Raw genomic sequence first — 19,071 nt, 5'->3', positions numbered from 1 at the left:
TATACGACTGAATATCGAGCGTGTTCACAATAAAATCCTGCTTGATGGTTTTTACTGTAAAATTAAATTCGGAAAGTTCTTTGTGCTTTTCGGCAACTTTTGGATTGAGTTTATCCAAATGCAAAGTCACTTGATATGCGGTGCCCGATTCCAGCTTTTTTTCGGGAATAAAAGCGATGGTATTGCTTGACAGTGCCACTACTTTTCCATGTACATTTGGAGAGATATCAAACAAATCGTCGTCTAAAACCTCGTTGACTTTCCAATTTTTATCAAAAGCCAAAACCACACGAATATCAGATTGCGCCGAGACTATTCCCCCCGTAAAACTGACTATATACTCTTTAAATAATGAAAAATCAGAATTAAAATCAGCGGCTGATTTTTTACTACAACCTTGAAACAAAAAAAACACACAAAATACGAAAATCAATCCTTTTGTTTTCACTTTTATTTAGAGTTAATGGGTTACAAATTAGAGAAATAATCACTTTTTACAGTTTAAGGCACAACTATAAAAGCCCTCATTATATTACAGTAAAAGTATATTTTTATTTAATTATTTTAAGAAGAATTTTCCGTTTTTAAAAAATATTTTTTGGTAAATTATTTTCTCTTTTATAACAAAAAACTGTTTGCAAACGACGAGGCCATTTTGATAAAAACATCTGCCAATTTTTAATAGATAATACGCATTAGATTCAAAATATAGGTTTGCTTTTTCTTATGCTAAAAATATTTTCATAAATTCGGTCTTCCTAATAAATTCATATCTGATGAACAAAACTTTTCATTTCCAATATATACTATTTTTTCTGGTTTTATTTGCTAATGGCTATTGTCAAAACCCACTTAACTTGGGCAATAATATATTAACAGCTGATCCTTCAGGTCATGTTTGGAAAGACGGCAAAATGTATTTATATACTTCGCACGATGAAGAATGTCAGAAAGATTTTTTTATGAAAGACTGGCATGTCTTTTCATCTAGTGATTTAGTAAACTGGACAGACCATGGTGCTTGTTTATCAGTTAATGATCTTTCATGGGCAGATAATTTTGCTTGGGCACCAGACTGTGCTTATAAAAACGGCAAATATTATTTTTGTTTTCCAGCAGGAAATGGTTTTAAAGACCGTACAAATCCTAAAAAAAGCACCAAATGGATGGGAATTGGAATTGCAGTAAGCGATTCTCCAACAGGACCTTTTAAAGATGCCATTGGCAAACCACTCTGGACAAAACCTTATGCGAATGATCCTTGCCTTTTTGTGGATGATGATGGAAAAGGATATATTTATTTTAATGGTGGAGGCGATTATTTAGTAGCAAAATTGGCCGATGATTTTCTTAGTATCAAAGGCGATATTCAATCGATGGATATGGGCGGTTACAAACCAAAAAGAGAAGGTCCATGGGTTTTTAAAAGAAAAGACACTTACTATTATACTATGCCAGAGGACAATAGAATCTTAACATATTACACCTCAAAATCGCCAGTAGGACCTTGGAAATATCAAGGTGTGATTATGGATGCAGAAGGCGAAAGCAACAACCATCATTCTATAGTAGAATTCAAAGGAAAATGGGTTTTATTTTACCACAGATGGGTCGAAAACAAATCTGAATGTGGCGAAAAACAACGTAAAGTATGTGCCGAAAACTTGTTTTTTAACGAAGATGGAACTATCCAAAAAATTAAAAGAACCGATGCTGGTGTGGGGAATTCATTTCGTTAAAAAACTAATTTAGCATCCATTTATTTTCTCCTAGAAGCAAAAAAACGCTTCATTAAATCGCCTGCTTCATTGGCCATAACTCCGGAAACTACGGTAGTTTTTGGATGCAATTTAGTTCCCATTGTAATAAATCCGCGATTTTCGTCACGAGCACCGAAAACAATTTTAGAAATCTGACTCCAATACAAAGCTCCGGCACACATTTGACAAGGTTCAATTGTTACATAGAGCGTGCAATCTTTAAGGTATTTTCCACCTAGGAAATTAGCGGCTGCGGTAATGGACTGCATTTCGGCATGGGCGGTAACGTCGTTTAGCATTTCTGTCAAATTATGACTTCTTGCAATTACTTTATCCGCAATAACGATAACTGCTCCAACGGGGATTTCGCCTTTATCAAAAGCCATTTCAGCTTCTTGCAAAGCTTTTTTCATGAAGTATTCGTCGGTGAAAGGGTTTATCATGCGATTTTTGAGTGCTATTAACAATTACAAATTTATAATTTACAAAACTATAATTTGAAATTTTTAGGATTTTGATAAGTTGAAAAAACATCCAGAATATAAATTCTATTTTCCTCTATTCTGTACACTATTTTAAAATTCCATTTAGGAAAAAATCTAATTTCTTCCAAATTAAATAAAGGTTCTATTGGATTTTTTTCGGGATATACGTTTAGCTTTTCTCCTAAATCAAATAAAGTTTCAACAACCAAATTAGCATTTTGAGGACTTTTGGTAAAAATATAATTATAACAATTCTGAATAGAGTCGATAGCGTTTGGAGACCAGACAACTGGCCTCATTTTTTTACTATTTTTTTTCTGGCTTCTTCAGTTGTATAACCAATTTCTCCAGCATCTGAAAGCTTGATAATTTCATTCAAATGATTTTCGTACTCCTTCACAGATAATGGTTTACCATCAGTTGAATATGCATAAATATCGTCATTAAGCAACTTTTCTATTTTATTAAGTAATTGTACATTTTCAATATCTAATATTCTGTGTACAATATTTCTACGTTGGGATTCTACATTCATTATTATCAAGATTTACTTCAAAGTTATAAAATAATTCGCCTATGGAACATTTATCTTCAATACAAAAATAAGCATTCAATTTGTACACTTGATATTCTATTTCTTCTTATTACTATTAAAAAATTATGACTAGAATTTTCAAGTATAAATATATTTTGAAACCTAAAGCCCGCAAGAGGGATAGAAATAAGTTACCGAAGTAACATGGATAGCCCGACCGCATTTAGGGAAAGGGGCGAATAAGCGCATCGTGGATTAAGCCCCTTTTCCTAAATGTGGTCTTGCCCAAATGACAATTATTAAACCTTAAAATAAATGTTTAAATCATTCGAATATGAAAATATCAATTTTTAAAATTATAACTTTGAATTTTCTTAGCATTTATCGTTTTTAATAGCTAAATAACTAGTTAAACTTATATTCCTACTTATATGTTTTTAAAAGGCCTTTTAAAAAATACCATCACCATTTTTCTTTGCTCCGTTGTATTTCTGGTTTCTCAGAAAGTCATTGCACAGCCCAAACAAGAAGCTACAACTACTACAACAACCGAGTTAGACGAAAGTAAAGTGCCAATATTGATTGGTAAAATTGAAACCTACAATTTTACGATAGACAGAAGCCGATTTTTACTTCAAAGAGGTTATGATGTTTCTGCTATTGAAAATGCTTTGCCGGATATTGAAAGAAGAATAAAAGGCTTTAAGAAACGATTTGAAAAGCGAGGAAAAAAAGCAAATTTACGCAGCCTTAACAGCTCTGTTATTTTGCTAAAAGAAATATCTGAAAATTTAGCTTCTTACAAGAGAACTGTTTCGGGCTACAGTGATGAATTAACCAAAAAGAATGAGGAACTAAAAAAAATTCTAAATGATCCGGAATTACATATTCAGTTAGAAGATTCTATATTAAGAACACAACTGACAGATGTGTTAACTGAGGCTAAACAACTCAACAAATTACAGAAAAAGACGTTGGCCAAACTAAACTTATTGACCAGCCGAGTTTCGATTAATTTGTTTCAAACTCAAGATTTATCATCGGATATGGTTTATTTATCCATTTCAAAAAAGATAAATATGTGGTCGCAGGAAGAATCCCCTCTTTTTTCGGCAAAATCGAGCGAATATGAAAATTCTTTTTTTGATAATGTTATAAAAGCATTGCAGCGTTCGGGAAAGATTTTGATGATTTATTTGAAAGGTAAAATAAATATTGTTTTTTTCAGTCTTTTGTTATTTGTCGGTATAACAGCCTGGATGACATCAAATAAACGCAGGATTAAAAAAATGGATGATTCAGAATCCATTTTAGCGCAGGTAAAGTTTTTGAATAAAAGTGTGATTGTTGGGTCGTTATTTAGCTTTTTTACTTATTTGCCATTCCTGTTTGGCAATCCAACTATGTCACTTTTGCATACTATTGAATTGATTCGTCTTGTATTGCTCTCCTTATTGATTTTACCATTTTTGACTCAACAGGGTAAAATGATGTGGTTTTCGGTATTTGCGATTTGGATTTTTTATGCAATTGATGATGTTTTACTTGACCCAGCTTTTGGAGAACGTTGGGCTTTATTTATAGTGGGGATCGTCTTTTTGTTTTTGTGCGTTAAAATTATTAAGAGTAAAAACAGTCTATGGATTGGTATAGAACCTTCTATTGCGACTAAAGCTTTGATTATTTTTAGCATTGTGCAGGTCGTTTTGTCATTGGCATTTAATTTGACCGGACGATTATCACTATCCAAAATATTTGGTGTTAGTGCGGTGCAATGTTTAGTGTTGGGGGTTACTCTGAAAGTCTTTTGTACTGTGATCGTAGAAGCTATTTATATGCAAACTGAAGCGTATCGATCAAGCCGATTTTCGGATTTTATTAATTTCAAAGAACTTCAGCATAGCCTTATTAAGTATTTATGGCTGTTGGCAGCGGTGATATTTATTATTGGTTTTGCAAGAAATATTACTTTCTATGATCTTTTGATGAGTTCTTGTGCTACTTTTTTTAATGAAACAAGAAGCATTGGAAGTTTTAAATTTACTTTTTTAAGCATTGCGATATTTATCTTTATCCTTTGGCTATCGTCTATTATTTCAGGTTTTATTAGCTTTTTCTTTAGAGAACAATCCACTTCGACTGGAAAAAGAAGTGGTCTGAATTCGATGATGTTGCTAATTCGTTTAGCAATCTGGACGGTTGGTTTTTTTATTGCTGTGGCTGCAGCTGGCATTCCAATTGATAAACTTTCGATTATGCTTGGTGCGTTGGGAGTTGGTATTGGCTTTGGTTTGCAAAATGTTGTAAACAACTTGGTTTCGGGAATAATCATAGCTTTTGAGCGCCCGATTCAAATTGGGGATCAAATTGAAATTGGTAATAAATCTGGTGTGGTCAAAGAAATCGGTGTGCGTTCCAGTAAAATACACAGTGCTGAAGGTTCGGATATTATTGTGCCCAATGGCGATTTATTGTCTCAGCATTTAATCAACTGGACAATGCAGGACAGAAGCAGACGCATTGAGTTTACTATTGGAGTTCCTTATTCTACTGATGTTGAAATGGCACGTAAATTAATTAGCGAAAAATTAGCCCAAAACGAAAAGGTTTTGACAGCACCTAAACCCAACGTTATTATTCAGGATTTTGGTGAATATGCAGTTACTTTGAAAACTTTATTTTGGGTTGCTGATTTGTCTCAGGCTAATGAAGTTCGTACAGAAACTATGAATAATGTAAAAACGGTTTTGACTGAGGCAGGAATAAATCTTCAGATCAAATCATCGTAATAAAACTTATATCGTTAAAAAATCATTCATCAGCAGTAAAGCAGAAACCAAGATTGATACTATCGAAATCAAAGGAATTACTATTTATGAAGGTGACAAAATTTAACTTTAAAACCGTAAATTTGCTTTTTAACCAATAATGAAAAGCAACTTACTTCAAACCATCTATAGTCCAATCGATTTACGAAAACTCGATGAAACCCAACTTCCGCAATTAGCACAAGAATTGCGAGATTTCATTATTGGGATTGTTGCTGTAAAAGAAGGTCATTTAGGCGCTAGCCTTGGTGTTGTAGAACTTACAATTGCTTTGCATTATGTCTTTAATACGCCCGAAGATGTTTTGATTTGGGATGTAGGACATCAGGCTTATGGTCATAAAATTTTGACCGAAAGAAGAGAAATTTTCTACACCAATCGTCAATTGAATGGTATATCGGGTTTCCCAAGAAGAAGCGAAGGTAGCTACGATGCTTTTGGCGTAGGCCACTCCTCTACTTCAATTTCAGCTGCTTTGGGAATGGCAATTGCTTCCAATCTAAAAGGTGATTACGAAAAACAACACATTGCGGTAATTGGCGATGCTTCAATCGCTTCGGGAATGGCTTTTGAAGGATTAAATCATGCCGGAGTTACCGATGCCAATTTATTGGTAATTCTCAATGACAATGCTATCGGAATTGATCCAAGCGTGGGAGCTCTCAAAAATTATTTTACTGCGATAAAAGAAGGAAAAAATCCGAAGCAAAATAATATGATTCGGTCACTGAATTTTAATTGTTCCGGACCAATTGACGGCAATGATATTTTTGCTGTAATAAAAGAATTGAAACGTTTACAAAAAATAAAAGGGCCAAAGTTTTTACACCTGATTACTACCAAAGGAAAAGGTTTGCAACAGGCCGAAGAAAATCAGGTAAAATATCACGCTCCGGGTAAATTTGACGCTTCAACTGGCGAAATTATTCCGAAGCAAGAGGATCATTTACCTCCAAAATATCAAGATGTTTTTGGATTAACCGTTTTAGATTTGGCTAAAAAGAACGAAAAAATTGTCGGAATAACACCGGCAATGCCATCAGGAAGTTCATTGAAATTTATGATGGATGTTTTTCCAAAACGAGCTTTTGATGTAGGAATCGCTGAACAGCACGCAGTAACATTGGCAGCAGGAATGGCAACTCAGGGAATGATTGTGTATTGCAATATTTATTCGACCTTTTTACAAAGAGCCTATGACCAACTGATTCACGATGTAGCTTTACAGAATTTACCTGTGATATTCTGTTTGGACAGAGCAGGTTTAGTTGGCGAAGATGGAGCAACACATCATGGCGTATTTGATTTGGCTTATTTGCGTTGCATCCCAAATATGATAATTCACGCCCCTCTTAATGAAATTGAATTACAAAATATTTTATATACTGCTCAATTAGGCCTGAACCATCCTATCGCTATCCGTTATCCTCGCGGCAGAGGTGTAACAGAAGATTGGGAAAAAACATATTTGGGAAAATACGAATCAATTGAAATTGGAAAAGCAAAACTACTTAAAAACGGAACAAAAACAGCCATTCTATCTTCTGGTACCATTGGCAATAATGTTAGCTCAGCTCTTTTAGCAATAGAACATTCTGAAAATTTTGCGCATTATGACTTTGCTTTTATCAAGCCTTTGGATGAAGTAGAACTACACACCATATTTAATCAATTTGAAAATATAATTACTGTTGAAGACGGAACTATAAAAGGTGGTTTTGGAAGTAGCATTCTGGAATTTGCAGCAACTCATAATTACAATTCTAAAGTACAAATTTTGGGAATTCCGGATATTTTTATCGAGCAAGGTTCTGTTAACGAATTACAACAATATTGTGGAATTTCCGTTGATAGTTTGAAAATAATTTTCTCAAGTTATTGAAATTAGCTATTTTGCGCACCAAATACCTCAGCTTTTATTATGACTTTTTTCAGCAAATTCTTTATAGCTTTATTTTTACTTTTATCTGTTTGTGGTTTCTCACAAATAAAGATAATTACCAGTAAGGCAGACACAACTGCTACCACAAAAACCAATAAAGAACCATCCAATGTCATTATTACGGCCAAACCAGACACCATTACTTATTGGAAACACAAAAACGTTGCAGGAATTGATATTTCTGAAATCGCATTTGTAAACTGGAGTGCTGGAGGAACAAGTGCTATAACAGGACTCATCAGAGGAGATTTTAAATATGAGTACAAAGATGATTATCAAGTTTGGTCCAACGAAATGTTTATCCGATATGGTTTGAATAAACAAGAAGGCATTGAACTCAGAAAAACAGACGATGCATTCAAGCTCAATTCTACTTACGGTTTAAGAACCAATCCCAGGTCAAATTGGTATCATTCGGCGAAATTTAACTTTAATACTCAATTCACTAATGGATATAGTTATCCAAATACCGAAAATCCTATTTCGAAACCATTTGCTCCGGCATATGCCTTCTTAGGTATTGGATCTGAGTATTTTTACAAACCATATAATTTTAATATGTACTTATCGCCTTTAACTCTAAAAAGCACAATGGTACTTGACCAAACACTTGCCAATGCTGGTGCTTATGGTGTAAAAAAGGCGGTTTATGATGAACAGGGAAATTTAATTGCTGAAGGAGAAAAATCCAAAACTGAACTTGGTATTTTAATCACTTCTTCTTTTGAAAAAGAGATATTTACCAATATCGTACTAAAAAACCGTTTGACATTATACACTGATTATCTACATAATTTCGGGAATATTGATGTCGATTGGCAATGTTATTCGTTTTTAAAAGTAAATGAATATGTCAAAGCTAATGTTGGATTCAATTTAGTTTATGATGAAGATATTGATGTTATCAAAGAAGAAAATGGGGTAAAGGTTAATAAAGGCTCCAAAGTACAATTAAAACAAGTACTAGGAATTGGTGTTGAATACGCGTTTTAAAACATAAAAAAGAGAGCCTGTATAGACTCTCTTTTTTTTCATTTAATTAAGAAGACTAATATCCCTTAATAGTTTTGTAAAACAACAAAGCATTTCCATCAGTAAGCATAGAAACAAAATGACAAATATGAAGCAATCTTTCATAAAGATTCTCTTTTGCTAATTGATGTTTTTCAGGCAACATTTTCAATATTAGTGTATCGTAATTTGACAAATTTCCATCGGCCTTATTGTTGAATGCCGTAATGAATTTGTCTAATAAAGTCTGGATGATTTGATATCCAACAATTTCTTTTTCGACTACTTCCCTACTTTGATAAATATTTTTGACGCTAATGTTAATAATATCGTCCATTTGGGCTTTATATTTGCTTTTATCTGTCAAGGAGAAAGGAAATTCACCTCTCATAATCGCTTCTTCGTTTTCAACAAAAACCTTTACCGCATCATTGATTAAACTCCCAATTGCCAAAGCTCGCAAATAACTGATTCTGTCTTCTTTGGTTTCTAATGTTTTGTATTTAGACGTATCAATGCTATCTTTTACCAATTTTATCAAATATTCTAACGCAAAATCCTCCGACACCAAGCCTAAATTAATTCCGTCTTCAAAATCAATAATAGTGTAGCAAATGTCATCGGCTGCTTCTACCAAATAAGCAAGCGGATGACGTTCAAAACCTATGTCATCTCCGCCTTTATTGGCAATCATTCCCATTTCAGCAGCGACTTCCTGAAAGAATTCTTTATCAGTTTGAAAAAAGCCATATTTTTTGTCGGCTATATTTTTGGTTGGTTTTTTAGGCAAACTTTCTTTTGGGTATTTCATAAATGCACCTAGAGTTGCATACGAAAGTCTGATTCCGCCATCTACTCCTGGACGGGAACTGTTCAAAACTGAAAATCCGTTGGCGTTTCCTTCAAAATCAATTAAGTCTTGCCATTCTTTTGGAGATAGTTGGTCTTTGTATTTTAATCCGTTTCCAATTGAAAAATATTCGCCAATCGCTTTTTCGCCTGAATGTCCAAAAGGAGGATTTCCAATATCATGGGCTAATGAAGCAGCGGCAACTATAGCTCCAAAATCGTTCATTTGGTAACCGTGAACTTCTTTTAAGTGCGGGTGTTTTTCGATGATTTTTTTCCCAACCAATCTTCCCAACGAACGTCCCACTACCGAAACTTCCAAACTATGTGTTAATCTCGTGTGCACAAAATCAGTTTTAGAAAGCGGAATTACCTGGGTTTTATCCTGTAAACTTCTAAAGGCTGAGGAGAATATGATTCGGTCATAATCTACTTCGAAACCCAAACGGGTATCGTCTTGCTCAATTCGCAATCTTTTTCCTTTGTCACCTTGTCTTTTTAGTGATAATAATTGTTCCCAGTTCATTGTGATTTATGATTTTAAAGACCAAAAATACATTTTATTTTATGATTTTTAGCTATCTCTAAAGTTGTTGTCTGCCCGCGTGAGGGATAGAAGCAAACTACCGAAGTAGTGCGGATAGCCCGACCCCGTTGCGCTAAGGGGCTGTATAAGCGATCCTAAAAGTAAGCCCCTTAGTGCAACGGGGTCACGCCCTAATTGTTTTTTAAATTGCCAATGCTGTGCTGTGCTTGATTTCGCCCATGACGAAGACGCTTTGGGTGTTACCAATATTTTCGATTGTAGAAAGTTTGTTCATTACGAAATCCTGATAACTGGACATGTCTTCGACCAAAATTTTGAGCATAAAGTCGTAATCGCCGGCAATGTTGTAGCATTCTATGATCTCTGGAAGCGCGACGATGTCTTTGACAAAATTGCTTCCAACGTTTTTCGCATGTTCTTTTAGTCGGACATTGCAGAAAACGGTCATGCCAAGATTGAGTTTTTTCTTGTCCAATAAAGCCACATATTTCATGATGTAACCATCGCGTTCCAATCTTTTAATACGCTCATAAACGGGAGTTACTGTCAAAAATAATTTGCTGGCGAGCTCTTTTATGTTGATATTGGAGTTGTCTTGCAGGTGTTTTAGGATTTGTAAATCGATACTATCAATATTTTCCATAGTTATTTTTACGGCTAAAGTTGCCATTTTAAGTTGTAATCAAAATTAATTACTGTCAATCAATATAATAATATATTATTTTACTGAACTAACATACAAATCTAAGTTTATTTTATCAATATAATACCTTTGAATAGAAATAAATACTGATAAAAAAATGAAGACAAATAATTTAGGTTATCCAAGAATTGGCAGTAACAGAGAATTGAAAAAAGCCAATGAATTGTATTGGGCAGGAAAAATTACTGCTGAAGAACTTTTAACCACTGGCTCCGCAATAAGAAAGCAAAACTGGCAGCTGCAAGCCGAAAATGGGATTGATTTGATTCCGTCAAATGATTTTTCTTTTTACGATCAAGTATTGGATTTGACGCTTACACTGGGGGCAATTCCTGAGCGTTATCAGGAGTTTTCAAGAACAAACAACTCGCTTGATTTGTATTTTGCAATGGCGCGTGGCACTCAAAAAAATGCACAAGATTTGGTAGCAATGGAAATGACCAAGTGGTTTGATACCAATTACCATTATATCGTTCCTGAGTTTACTAAAAATCAGAAATTTGAATTATTTTCGACTAAAGTGATTGCCGAATTTATAGAAGCCAAAAATCTTGGAATTATTACAAAACCTGTACTTATAGGACCTGTCTCGTATTTATTATTGGGAAAAGAAAAAGAGGAAGGTTTCCATAGAATTGATTTAATCGAAAAATTATTGCCTGTTTATTTTGAAATTTTAACTAAGTTAGAATTAGAAGGCGCAACAAATATTCAATTTGACGAACCTTTCTTAGCATTGAATTTGACTGACAAAGAGCGTAATGCCATTACTTATGTTTACAACGAAATCAACCAGAAATTCCCTTCTCTAAAAATAATTCTGGCAAATTATTTTGATTGTTTTGGAGAGAATATTGACACTGTTTTGGCATTACCAGTTGATACTTTGCATTTGGATTTAGTGCGTTGTCCTCTGCAATTGGATGATATTTTGGAATCAGGGAAATTGAAAAATAATGTAAATCTTTCTTTGGGAGTTGTTGATGGAAGAAATATTTGGAAAAATGATTTCCAAAAATCATTAGCACTTATTGAAAAAGCGGTTAGTGCTTTGGGATCTGACAGAATTTTGATTGCTCCATCCTGTTCGTTGATTCATTCGCCTTGCGATTTGGATTTAGAAACCAATGACGAAACATTAACTCCAGAAATCAAGCAATGGCTGGCTTTTTCGAAACAAAAAATTCAGGAAATAGCTCTTTTGAAATCTTTTGCAACAAATGAACAAAAGACATCGACATCATTGAAATTTATTGAAAATACAGTTGCGAATGAAAACCGAAAAACTTCAAAATTAATTCATAACGAAAAAGTAAAAAACAGAGTTGCTGCAATTGTTGAATCAGATTCCAAAAGACATAACACTTTTGACATTCGAAGAAAAAAACAAGCCGAAGCATTGCAATTACCTTTATTTCCAACTACAACAATTGGTTCGTTTCCGCAAACAGCAGAAGTAAGAAGTTGGAGAGCCAAATTTAAAAAAGGAGAATTATCTCAAATCGAATATGATGCGCTACTTGAAAAAGAAACCGAAGAAACTATTCGTTTTCAGGAAGAAACCGGAATCGACGTTTTGGTTCATGGAGAATTTGAACGCAACGATATGGTTGAATATTTCGGTGAACAATTGGACGGATTTACATTTACCAAAAACGGTTGGGTACAAAGTTACGGTAGCCGTTGTGTAAAACCACCTGTTATTTATGGTGATGTTTCTCGCCCAACTCCTATGACTGTAAAGTGGGCAAAATTTGCACAATCCCTGACACCAAAATGGGTAAAAGGGATGTTAACAGGTCCTGTTACTATATTGCAATGGTCGTTTGTTCGTGATGATCAGCCACGTTCTGAAACTTGTACTCAAATTGCTTTGGCAATTCGTGATGAAGTCCTGGATTTGGAAAAAGCAGGAATCAAAATCATTCAGATTGACGAACCGGCCATTAGAGAAGGATTGCCTTTACGCAAAGAAGAATGGGCGAAGTATTTGGACTGGGCAATAAAAGCTTTCCGAATTTCTGCTAGTGGTGTTGCTGATGATACACAAATTCACACACACATGTGCTACAGTGAATTTAATGACATCATTCAAAACATTGCTGATATGGATGCTGATGTTATCACTATCGAATGTTCACGTTCGCAAATGGAATTGTTGGATGCCTTTGCCGATTTTAAATATCCAAACGAAATTGGTCCCGGAGTGTATGATATTCACTCGCCACGAGTTCCATCCAATGAAGAAATGATTCATTTACTAAAAAAAGCTAGTGCCGTAATTCCTGCCAATCAGTTATGGGTAAATCCCGATTGTGGTTTGAAAACTCGTCATTGGGAAGAAACCAAAAAAGCATTGATTGAAATGGTGGCTGCGGCTAAGAAGATGCGTGTTGCTGTTGAAGATATTGTAACGTTTTAAAAATATATTTGAGAATTATTCATTCATTTTGTTAGCATTAAAAAACAAAAAGGCTTCGTAATTGAAGCCTTTTATATTTATATTGAATTAATAATTATAAGGTTGCTGCTCCTCCATCCAACAACAACTCTCCTCCTATCATAAACTTAGAATCATCAGAAGCTAAATAAAGGAATCCTTCGGCTATTTCTTCTGAAGTGCCTAAACGTTTTGCAGGAATTCCTGAAGCAAGATGCGTTTTGGTTGCGTTAGCTTGTTCTTCAGTAGCACCTCTTGAAAATATTGGCGTATCAATTGGTCCAGGCGAAAGCACATTCACTCGAATATTTCTATCCAATAATTCGGCAGATAAAGTTCTTGCCAATGAACGAACTGCAGCTTTAGAAGCAGAATAAGCAGCCGTTGACACAAAACCTTTATGAACTACCGTAGATGCGGTAATTATTACAGAAGCGCCATCATTTAAATGTGGCAAGGCTTTTTGAATCGAAAAGAAAACTCCCTTGAAATTAATATCATTAGTTTGATCAAACATTTCTTCGGTGTAATCAGCAAATGGAGCTGCAATTAATATCCCAGCATTTACGACCAAAACATCAATTTTCCCGAAAGTATCTTTTACTGTTCCGTAAGTCGAATCGATACTGTTTAAATCTGATATATCACTTACCAAACCAATTGTACCATTTGCAACTTCGAAAACCGCTTCGTCAATTGTTTTTTTATTACGTCCCGTTATCGCCACTTTGGCGCCTTGTTGAGCAAATAATTTGGCCGTTGCCAGTCCTATTCCACTATTCCCTCCTATAATAACGGCTACTTTGTTGTGTAATTTTTTCATAGTTTTTATAATAATTTGATTGTTTTAAGTATTTAAATATCTAAATATTTCGATGTTTTTTATTAAAAAAAAGCTAAACTGCAAGATTGGAAATATAGCTGGCATAAGCTGAGCAAATTTCTTTGTTTATCATAAATTTCAAGTTACGTCCTTCTTTATTAGCAATTAATAAATCAGCATCTATCAATTGTTTTATATGATGTGACATAGTTGATTGTGCCAAATTAAACTCGGCAGAAACATCACAACATTGCGTGCAACTTTCATTTTTGCCAACAATCTTCATTATCTTTAAACGATATGGATCGCCCAAAGCTTTTGAGATTTTTTCTACTTGTTTTATGGTTAAACTTGGAATCATGGGGCAAATGTAAAAATATTTTTTGGATATATCGAAATATTTCGATATTTATCTTTTAAATTTGTGCAGACTTTAAATCCCTCCAATTCTTTTTAATTGAATTATTCCCTTAAAATATTCACTATGAAAATTCTATACGACTATATCAAAACCCACAAAACGCTTTTATATATCGCTCTTTTTTTAGCTACAATCAACCAATGTTTTTCGATGTTTGATTCGATTATCATTGGTAAATTACTGAACGAATGCGGTGTTGGAGTAGCTAATTTTCACAATAATCAATACACATTTATCAAAGCCGTTTTGGGTTGGCTGGCATTATCTCTTGGAGCCGCAATGGTTTCAAGAATTACCAAAAATTTTCAGGATTATTTCACCAATATCATTATTCAAAGGACAGGTGCACAAATGTACACGGACGGAATTCAAAAAGCTTTGCAATTGCCTTATCAGGATTTTGAAGATCAACGCTCTGGAGAAACTTTAGGCAAACTTCAGAAGGTAAAAATTGACTGTGAAAAATTCATCACACTTGCTATTTCATTAATTTTTCAATCTATTGTTGGGATTGTATTTGTGGTCGTTTATGCTGTAAGTATTCATTGGCTATTGGGACCAATATTTTTGATAACTGTTCCTGTGATTGCCTTTGTTAGTTCATTTTTAGGAAAAAGAATCAAAAAGGTTTCCAAAGAAATTTTAGGCGAAACAACCGCTCTGGCTGGAGCTACAACCGAATCTTTACGAAATATTGAGTTGGTTAAAAGTTTAGGATTAACCGAACAGGAAGTTAACCGATTAAACACAACAACGATTAAAATCCTAGGACTGGAACTCAAAAAAGTGCGTTTCATTCGTTCGTTGAGTTTCATACAAGGAACCACGGTTCATTTTATGCGAACTGCTTTGGTTTTTGCACTCTACATGTTCATTTTTAAAGGGATTATCAAACCGGGCGATTTAATTACCCTAATGTTCTTTTCGTTCTTTTTATTTAATCCACTACAAGAACTTGGCAATGTGATTGCAACTTATAATGAAACCAAAGCATCAATGGATAATTTTGCTAGTTTAATGAATTCTGAAAGCGAAGTAATTCCAAAAAATCCTAAAACCATTGGAGCAATTAATCATTTACGTTTTGAAAATATTTCTTTCAAACATCAAAGTGCAAGTACCTATGCCGTAAAAAATATCTCGTTTGATACCAAAGCCGGTGAAACCATTGCTTTTGTTGGTCCATCTGGAAGCGGAAAAACTACTTTGGTAAAAATGCTCGTTGGTTTGTACAATCCAGCCGAAGGAGCTATTTTTTATAATGAAAAAAATGCTAAAGACATTGACCTTACCGAATTAAGACAGCAATTAGGTTTTGTAACCCAAGATGCTCAATTGTTTTCGGGAACGATAAAAGACAACTTATTGTTTGTAAAACCAGATGCAACCGATGAAGAAATCAATGATGTTTTGCAAAAATCAGCTTGTCAAAATCTATTAGCCCGTGCCGAAAACGGAATTTACACTACTATTGGCGAAGGCGGAATAAAAGTTTCTGGAGGAGAGAAACAACGTCTGTCTATTGCCAGGGCGTTGCTTAGAAATCCGCATTTATTGCTTTTCGATGAGGCAACTTCGGCGTTAGATTCTATTACTGAAGAAGAAATCACTAAAACCATTCGAAGCATATCTTCTAAGCAAGATCAAATTACAGTTTTGATCGCACACCGTTTATCAACTATCATGCATGCTGATAAAATATTTGTTTTGGAACAAGGGGAAATCATCGAGCAAGGAAAACATGAAGATTTATTAGACGAAAAAGGCTTGTATTATGCGATGTGGAGACAACAAATTGGTGAAAGAAACAATGCTACTATTTCTACACTCTCCAGCTAGAAGACTTTATACAAATTGTAACGAGTCACTTTTTTCGATAGTGTAAATAAAATAAGGTTGTTTCACTTTTTTGGAACAACCTTATTTTATTTTTAAGAATTATAATTTAACGAAGTCTAAAAAATCCAAAACTTAAGTTTTAGATTCGCTTTTGTCTAACTATTTAAAAAACAGTAATTTGAATTAAAAAATTACCTAAATTAGATAAGAGAATTTCGCCCTGAAAAATAGTTTACAAATCAAAATCAAAAAAATATGAAAACTAAAAAGAACTTCAAGTCCCCATTGATTTTATGTCTTTGTTTCTGTTGCTTTTTTTTGGTTTGGAAGACAACTGCACAAGATACTGTTCCCGCAAATAAAAAATGGCACTACTTAGTTCAGCCTTATGTTTTATTTCCAAATATGACAGGAACTGTTGGTTTAGGCTCTTTGCCAAATGCAGAACTAGATGTAGATCCAAAAGATATTTTCAGTCATCTTCATTTGGCAGCCATGCTATTTCTTGAAGCAAAAAAAGGAAAATGGGCAATCAATTCTGATTTAGTTTATATGCATTTGACTGAAGGTGTAAAAAATATAGATGTCGTTAAGTCCGGAGAAGTGCATATTTCTCAATTGGCTTGGGAACTTGCAGGTTTGTATCAACTTAATCCCTGGTTAGAAGTTGGTGCAGGAACAAGACTGAATAATATAACCAACGAGCTGGATTTAAATATAAGTCAAATAGGAGGAGGTACTCAAAATAGAAACAAAAAAATACCAAACACTTGGCTAGATCCAATATTGGTTACTCGCGTACAAATTCCTTATAACAAATGGCTATTTCATATTAGAGCAGATATTGGAGGATTTGGAGTAGGCTCCGATTTTGCCTATCAAGCACAGGCTGATATCATTTATAATTTATCCAAAAAAATCCAAACTTCTATAGGTTATCGCATGATAAATATGGATTACGAAACTGGAAGCGGAGAGGATCGCTTTTTCTACGATGTGACCACTTTTGGTGCTAATATGAAAATTGGATTTAAATTTTGACAAACAATTAATTAAGCCATTAAGAATATTCAACGCAATTGCAACTCGTTTACTTCTCTCCTTTTTCTTTATAATATTGCTCAAAAGACTTATTATATCTCAGCAAAAAAGATAAACCATCAGCTCTTTTCAACGTAAATTCTTTGTTGGAATGTTCTGTGTTTACAGTGACTTTAATTATCTCTTCATAATAAACAGGTCTTGATTTACCAGCATTTATTTCTTTTTTAAATTTTTCAATCAATCTTTTCTGCGTAGTTACAAAAGTGGTATCCAATTTCATTACGACCAAATCTTCCTCTTCTGGTTTTTGAGTGTTATACTGAATTGCTATTTTATTTCCGTCTCTTTTTAATTTGGCATTCCAATGAAACTTACTATTCATAGCGCCATAGTTAGTTCCAACCAATTCAATATTCTTATTGTTTTTATCTTTTAAAATGCTATTTAAGTAGGAGTAAAATTCATCGGAGGTCGTATACGTTTGTGCATTTGAAGAAAACATAACGCATAAAAAAATAAACAAAGTAAAAATCAACTTTTTCATAATAACCCTAGATTTAGTATTTTCAAATTTAGTTATTAATTGATAAAAAAAGGGATTTTTCTATGATGCACCATCAAAGTATTGAAAGAGAATTTACTAAAATTAGCTCCCATAAAAAAACCGTTCTCCTTTAGATTTTAGGAGAACGGCAATTTTCTAATATTTACGTGATTGCTTTATTACTTGCAATAATTATGACCCACACATTTCACATTCATCTGGACCAGCATTTTTTGCTAATTCAATCATTGCTCTGTATTCTTCAGGAGTCATTTGAGCATCTACTTCAACTGCTTCAAGTGGTCTTGGCTGTGGTTTTGAATCTGGAATAACTTCTTGTTTTTTGTCATTATTTAATGTGAACTTAATTGCATCAACTGCAGCTTTGGTTCTTAAGTAGTACATACCTGTTTTCAAGCCAGATTGCCATGCATAGAAGTGCATTGACGTTAGTTTTGAATAGTTGGCATCTTGCATGAACAAGTTTAATGATTGTGATTGATCCACAAAATATCCTCTTTGGCGAGACATGTCGATTATATCTTTCATAGACATTTCCCAAACGGTTTTGTACAATTCTTTCAAGTCTTGAGGGATGATGTCAATGTTTTGAACCGATCCGTTTTGACGCATGATTTCTTGTTTCAAATTCTCATTCCACAATCCAAGTCTTACTAAGTCGTTTAATAAGTGTTTGTTTACCACGATAAACTCACCTGAAAGTACACGTCTTGTATAAATATTGGAAGTATATGGTTCGAATGCTTCGTTGTTTCCTAAAATTTGCGAAGTCGAAGCTGTTGGCATTGGTGCAACTAATAATGAGTTACGAACTCCGTTTTTAACTACTTCTTTTCTCAATGAAGCCCAATCCCATCTTCCTGATAACTCTTCGTCTTTTAATCCCCAAAGGTTATGTTGGAATTCTCCGTTTGACATTGGAGAACCTTTAAAAGTTGAATAAGGCCCTTCTTCAGTTGCCATTTCCATAGAAGCTGTACAAGCCGCAAAATAAAGCGTTTCGAAGATTTCCTGATTCAGCTTTTTAGCTTCATCACTTGTAAAAGGCATACGCAACATGATGAAAGCATCCGCCAATCCTTGCACTCCAAGTCCGATTGGTCTGTGACGCAAATTAGAGTTTTCAGCTTCTTTTACTGGATAATAATTTCTGTCGATTACTCTGTTTAGATTACGAGTTACACGTTTGGTTACATCGTATAATAATTGGTGATTGAACGTGCCATTCTCTATAAACATTGGTAAAGAAATAGAAGCCAAGTTACAAACCGCAACCTCA

17 protein-coding genes are annotated in these 19,071 nt (G+C 34.1%); 7 read left to right on the top strand and 10 right to left on the bottom strand.

Annotated features, from left to right (window positions below; translation table 11 throughout):
- Positions 1-448, bottom strand: a 448-nt coding sequence (locus VLC96_RS06695) for a hypothetical protein (RefSeq protein WP_325261553.1), incomplete at its 3' end; no start/stop codon positions are given.
- A 328-nt stretch (positions 449-776) separates the two neighbouring features.
- On the opposite strand from VLC96_RS06695, the gene VLC96_RS06690 reads away from it, so the two are divergent.
- Positions 777-1,739 carry a family 43 glycosylhydrolase gene (locus VLC96_RS06690; RefSeq protein ID WP_325261552.1) on the top strand — a complete coding sequence of 321 codons (963 nt, stop codon included), beginning with the start codon at positions 777-779 and terminating at the stop codon, positions 1,737-1,739.
- Between the two features lie 20 nt (positions 1,740-1,759).
- On the opposite strand, the gene VLC96_RS06685 is transcribed toward VLC96_RS06690, so the two are convergent.
- The 3 genes from VLC96_RS06685 to VLC96_RS06675 are packed head-to-tail and all read right to left on the bottom strand — an operon-like array spanning position 1,760 to position 2,780.
- A complete protein-coding gene (locus tag VLC96_RS06685; RefSeq protein WP_325261550.1) occupies positions 1,760-2,203 on the bottom strand; it encodes a nucleoside deaminase in 444 nt (147 codons plus the stop codon).
- A 47-nt stretch (positions 2,204-2,250) separates the two neighbouring features.
- Complete coding sequence (locus VLC96_RS06680; RefSeq protein ID WP_325261548.1) at positions 2,251-2,544, bottom strand: type II toxin-antitoxin system RelE/ParE family toxin; 294 nt, start codon at positions 2,542-2,544, stop codon at positions 2,251-2,253.
- Positions 2,541-2,780 (bottom strand): hypothetical protein, encoded by a 240-nt coding sequence (locus VLC96_RS06675; RefSeq protein ID WP_325261546.1) that lies wholly within the window; start codon positions 2,778-2,780, stop codon positions 2,541-2,543. The genes VLC96_RS06680 and VLC96_RS06675 overlap by 4 nt, the downstream gene beginning before the upstream one ends.
- 431 nt (positions 2,781-3,211) lie before the next feature.
- Here VLC96_RS06675 and VLC96_RS06670 point away from each other — a divergent pair, with 431 nt between their 5' ends.
- The 3 genes from VLC96_RS06670 (at position 3,212) to VLC96_RS06660 (ending at position 8,543) form a co-directional block, all read left to right on the top strand.
- Positions 3,212-5,569, top strand: coding sequence for a mechanosensitive ion channel family protein (locus VLC96_RS06670; protein WP_325261545.1), 2,358 nt, complete (start codon positions 3,212-3,214; stop codon positions 5,567-5,569).
- A 139-nt stretch (positions 5,570-5,708) separates the two neighbouring features.
- Entirely contained in the window at positions 5,709-7,490 is a 1,782-nt protein-coding gene (locus VLC96_RS06665; RefSeq protein WP_325261543.1) for a 1-deoxy-D-xylulose-5-phosphate synthase, read from the top strand.
- Between the two features lie 39 nt (positions 7,491-7,529).
- On the top strand, positions 7,530-8,543 hold the full coding sequence (locus tag VLC96_RS06660; protein WP_325261541.1) for a DUF3078 domain-containing protein: 1,014 nt from the start codon (positions 7,530-7,532) through the stop codon (positions 8,541-8,543).
- Positions 8,544-8,598: 55 nt separating this feature from the next.
- Here VLC96_RS06660 and VLC96_RS06655 read toward each other — a convergent pair whose 3' ends face one another.
- Together VLC96_RS06655 and VLC96_RS06650 are read right to left on the bottom strand one after the other, a co-directional pair.
- A complete protein-coding gene (locus tag VLC96_RS06655; RefSeq protein WP_325261539.1) occupies positions 8,599-9,936 on the bottom strand; it encodes a deoxyguanosinetriphosphate triphosphohydrolase in 1,338 nt (445 codons plus the stop codon).
- Between the two features lie 202 nt (positions 9,937-10,138).
- Positions 10,139-10,600 (bottom strand): Lrp/AsnC family transcriptional regulator, encoded by a 462-nt coding sequence (locus VLC96_RS06650; RefSeq protein ID WP_325261555.1) that lies wholly within the window; start codon positions 10,598-10,600, stop codon positions 10,139-10,141.
- 157 nt (positions 10,601-10,757) lie between these two features.
- Here VLC96_RS06650 and metE point away from each other — a divergent pair, with 157 nt between their 5' ends.
- Complete coding sequence (metE, locus tag VLC96_RS06645; protein WP_325261537.1) at positions 10,758-13,082, top strand: 5-methyltetrahydropteroyltriglutamate--homocysteine S-methyltransferase; 2,325 nt, start codon at positions 10,758-10,760, stop codon at positions 13,080-13,082.
- A 94-nt stretch (positions 13,083-13,176) separates the two neighbouring features.
- On the opposite strand, the gene VLC96_RS06640 is transcribed toward metE, so the two are convergent.
- Positions 13,177-13,923 carry an SDR family oxidoreductase gene (locus VLC96_RS06640; RefSeq protein WP_325261535.1) on the bottom strand — a complete coding sequence of 249 codons (747 nt, stop codon included), beginning with the start codon at positions 13,921-13,923 and terminating at the stop codon, positions 13,177-13,179.
- 73 nt (positions 13,924-13,996) lie between these two features.
- Complete coding sequence (locus VLC96_RS06635; RefSeq protein WP_325261533.1) at positions 13,997-14,284, bottom strand: ArsR/SmtB family transcription factor; 288 nt, start codon at positions 14,282-14,284, stop codon at positions 13,997-13,999.
- A 123-nt stretch (positions 14,285-14,407) separates the two neighbouring features.
- On the opposite strand from VLC96_RS06635, the gene VLC96_RS06630 reads away from it, so the two are divergent.
- Positions 14,408-16,183: an ABC transporter ATP-binding protein gene (locus VLC96_RS06630; protein WP_325261532.1), complete on the top strand. Its 1,776-nt coding sequence runs from the start codon at positions 14,408-14,410 to the stop codon at positions 16,181-16,183.
- Between the two features lie 255 nt (positions 16,184-16,438).
- A complete protein-coding gene (locus VLC96_RS06625; RefSeq protein WP_325261531.1) occupies positions 16,439-17,224 on the top strand; it encodes a hypothetical protein in 786 nt (261 codons plus the stop codon).
- A 49-nt stretch (positions 17,225-17,273) separates the two neighbouring features.
- Here the strand turns inward: VLC96_RS06625 and VLC96_RS06620 are convergent, their stop codons facing one another.
- Together VLC96_RS06620 and VLC96_RS06615 are read right to left on the bottom strand one after the other, a co-directional pair.
- The gene (locus VLC96_RS06620; protein WP_325261529.1) at positions 17,274-17,771 is read right to left on the bottom strand and encodes a hypothetical protein; all 498 of its coding nucleotides are present in this window, start codon (positions 17,769-17,771) and stop codon (positions 17,274-17,276) included.
- Positions 17,772-17,963: 192 nt separating this feature from the next.
- Positions 17,964-19,071 (bottom strand): ribonucleotide reductase barrel domain-containing protein (locus VLC96_RS06615; RefSeq protein ID WP_491700815.1); only part of this gene is annotated, 1,108 nt, incomplete at its 5' end.

The organism is Flavobacterium sp. (assembly GCF_035456085.1).
In the GTDB taxonomy this organism is placed as follows: domain Bacteria; phylum Bacteroidota; class Bacteroidia; order Flavobacteriales; family Flavobacteriaceae; genus Flavobacterium.
The sequence above is the reverse complement of the archived record's forward strand: the minus strand, read 5'-3'. Positions and strand labels throughout refer to the sequence as shown.

What these genes read in the sequence shown, in the direction of transcription:
- VLC96_RS06650 (WP_325261555.1), bottom strand. Translation starts at nt 10,600, where the DNA reads ATGGAAAATATTGATAGTATCGATTTACAAATCCTAAAACACCTGCAA.
- metE (WP_325261537.1), top strand. Translation starts at nt 10,758, where the DNA reads ATGAAGACAAATAATTTAGGTTATCCAAGAATTGGCAGTAACAGAGAA.
- VLC96_RS06690 (WP_325261552.1), top strand. Translation starts at nt 777, where the DNA reads ATGAACAAAACTTTTCATTTCCAATATATACTATTTTTTCTGGTTTTA.
- VLC96_RS06655 (WP_325261539.1), bottom strand. Translation starts at nt 9,936, where the DNA reads ATGAACTGGGAACAATTATTATCACTAAAAAGACAAGGTGACAAAGGA.
- VLC96_RS06630 (WP_325261532.1), top strand. Translation starts at nt 14,408, where the DNA reads ATGAAAATTCTATACGACTATATCAAAACCCACAAAACGCTTTTATAT.
- VLC96_RS06660 (WP_325261541.1), top strand. Translation starts at nt 7,530, where the DNA reads ATGACTTTTTTCAGCAAATTCTTTATAGCTTTATTTTTACTTTTATCT.
- VLC96_RS06675 (WP_325261546.1), bottom strand. Translation starts at nt 2,780, where the DNA reads ATGAATGTAGAATCCCAACGTAGAAATATTGTACACAGAATATTAGAT.
- VLC96_RS06635 (WP_325261533.1), bottom strand. Translation starts at nt 14,284, where the DNA reads ATGATTCCAAGTTTAACCATAAAACAAGTAGAAAAAATCTCAAAAGCT.
- VLC96_RS06665 (WP_325261543.1), top strand. Translation starts at nt 5,709, where the DNA reads ATGAAAAGCAACTTACTTCAAACCATCTATAGTCCAATCGATTTACGA.
- VLC96_RS06670 (WP_325261545.1), top strand. Translation starts at nt 3,212, where the DNA reads ATGTTTTTAAAAGGCCTTTTAAAAAATACCATCACCATTTTTCTTTGC.
- VLC96_RS06685 (WP_325261550.1), bottom strand. Translation starts at nt 2,203, where the DNA reads ATGATAAACCCTTTCACCGACGAATACTTCATGAAAAAAGCTTTGCAA.
- VLC96_RS06640 (WP_325261535.1), bottom strand. Translation starts at nt 13,923, where the DNA reads ATGAAAAAATTACACAACAAAGTAGCCGTTATTATAGGAGGGAATAGT.
- VLC96_RS06625 (WP_325261531.1), top strand. Translation starts at nt 16,439, where the DNA reads ATGAAAACTAAAAAGAACTTCAAGTCCCCATTGATTTTATGTCTTTGT.
- VLC96_RS06680 (WP_325261548.1), bottom strand. Translation starts at nt 2,544, where the DNA reads ATGAGGCCAGTTGTCTGGTCTCCAAACGCTATCGACTCTATTCAGAAT.
- VLC96_RS06620 (WP_325261529.1), bottom strand. Translation starts at nt 17,771, where the DNA reads ATGAAAAAGTTGATTTTTACTTTGTTTATTTTTTTATGCGTTATGTTT.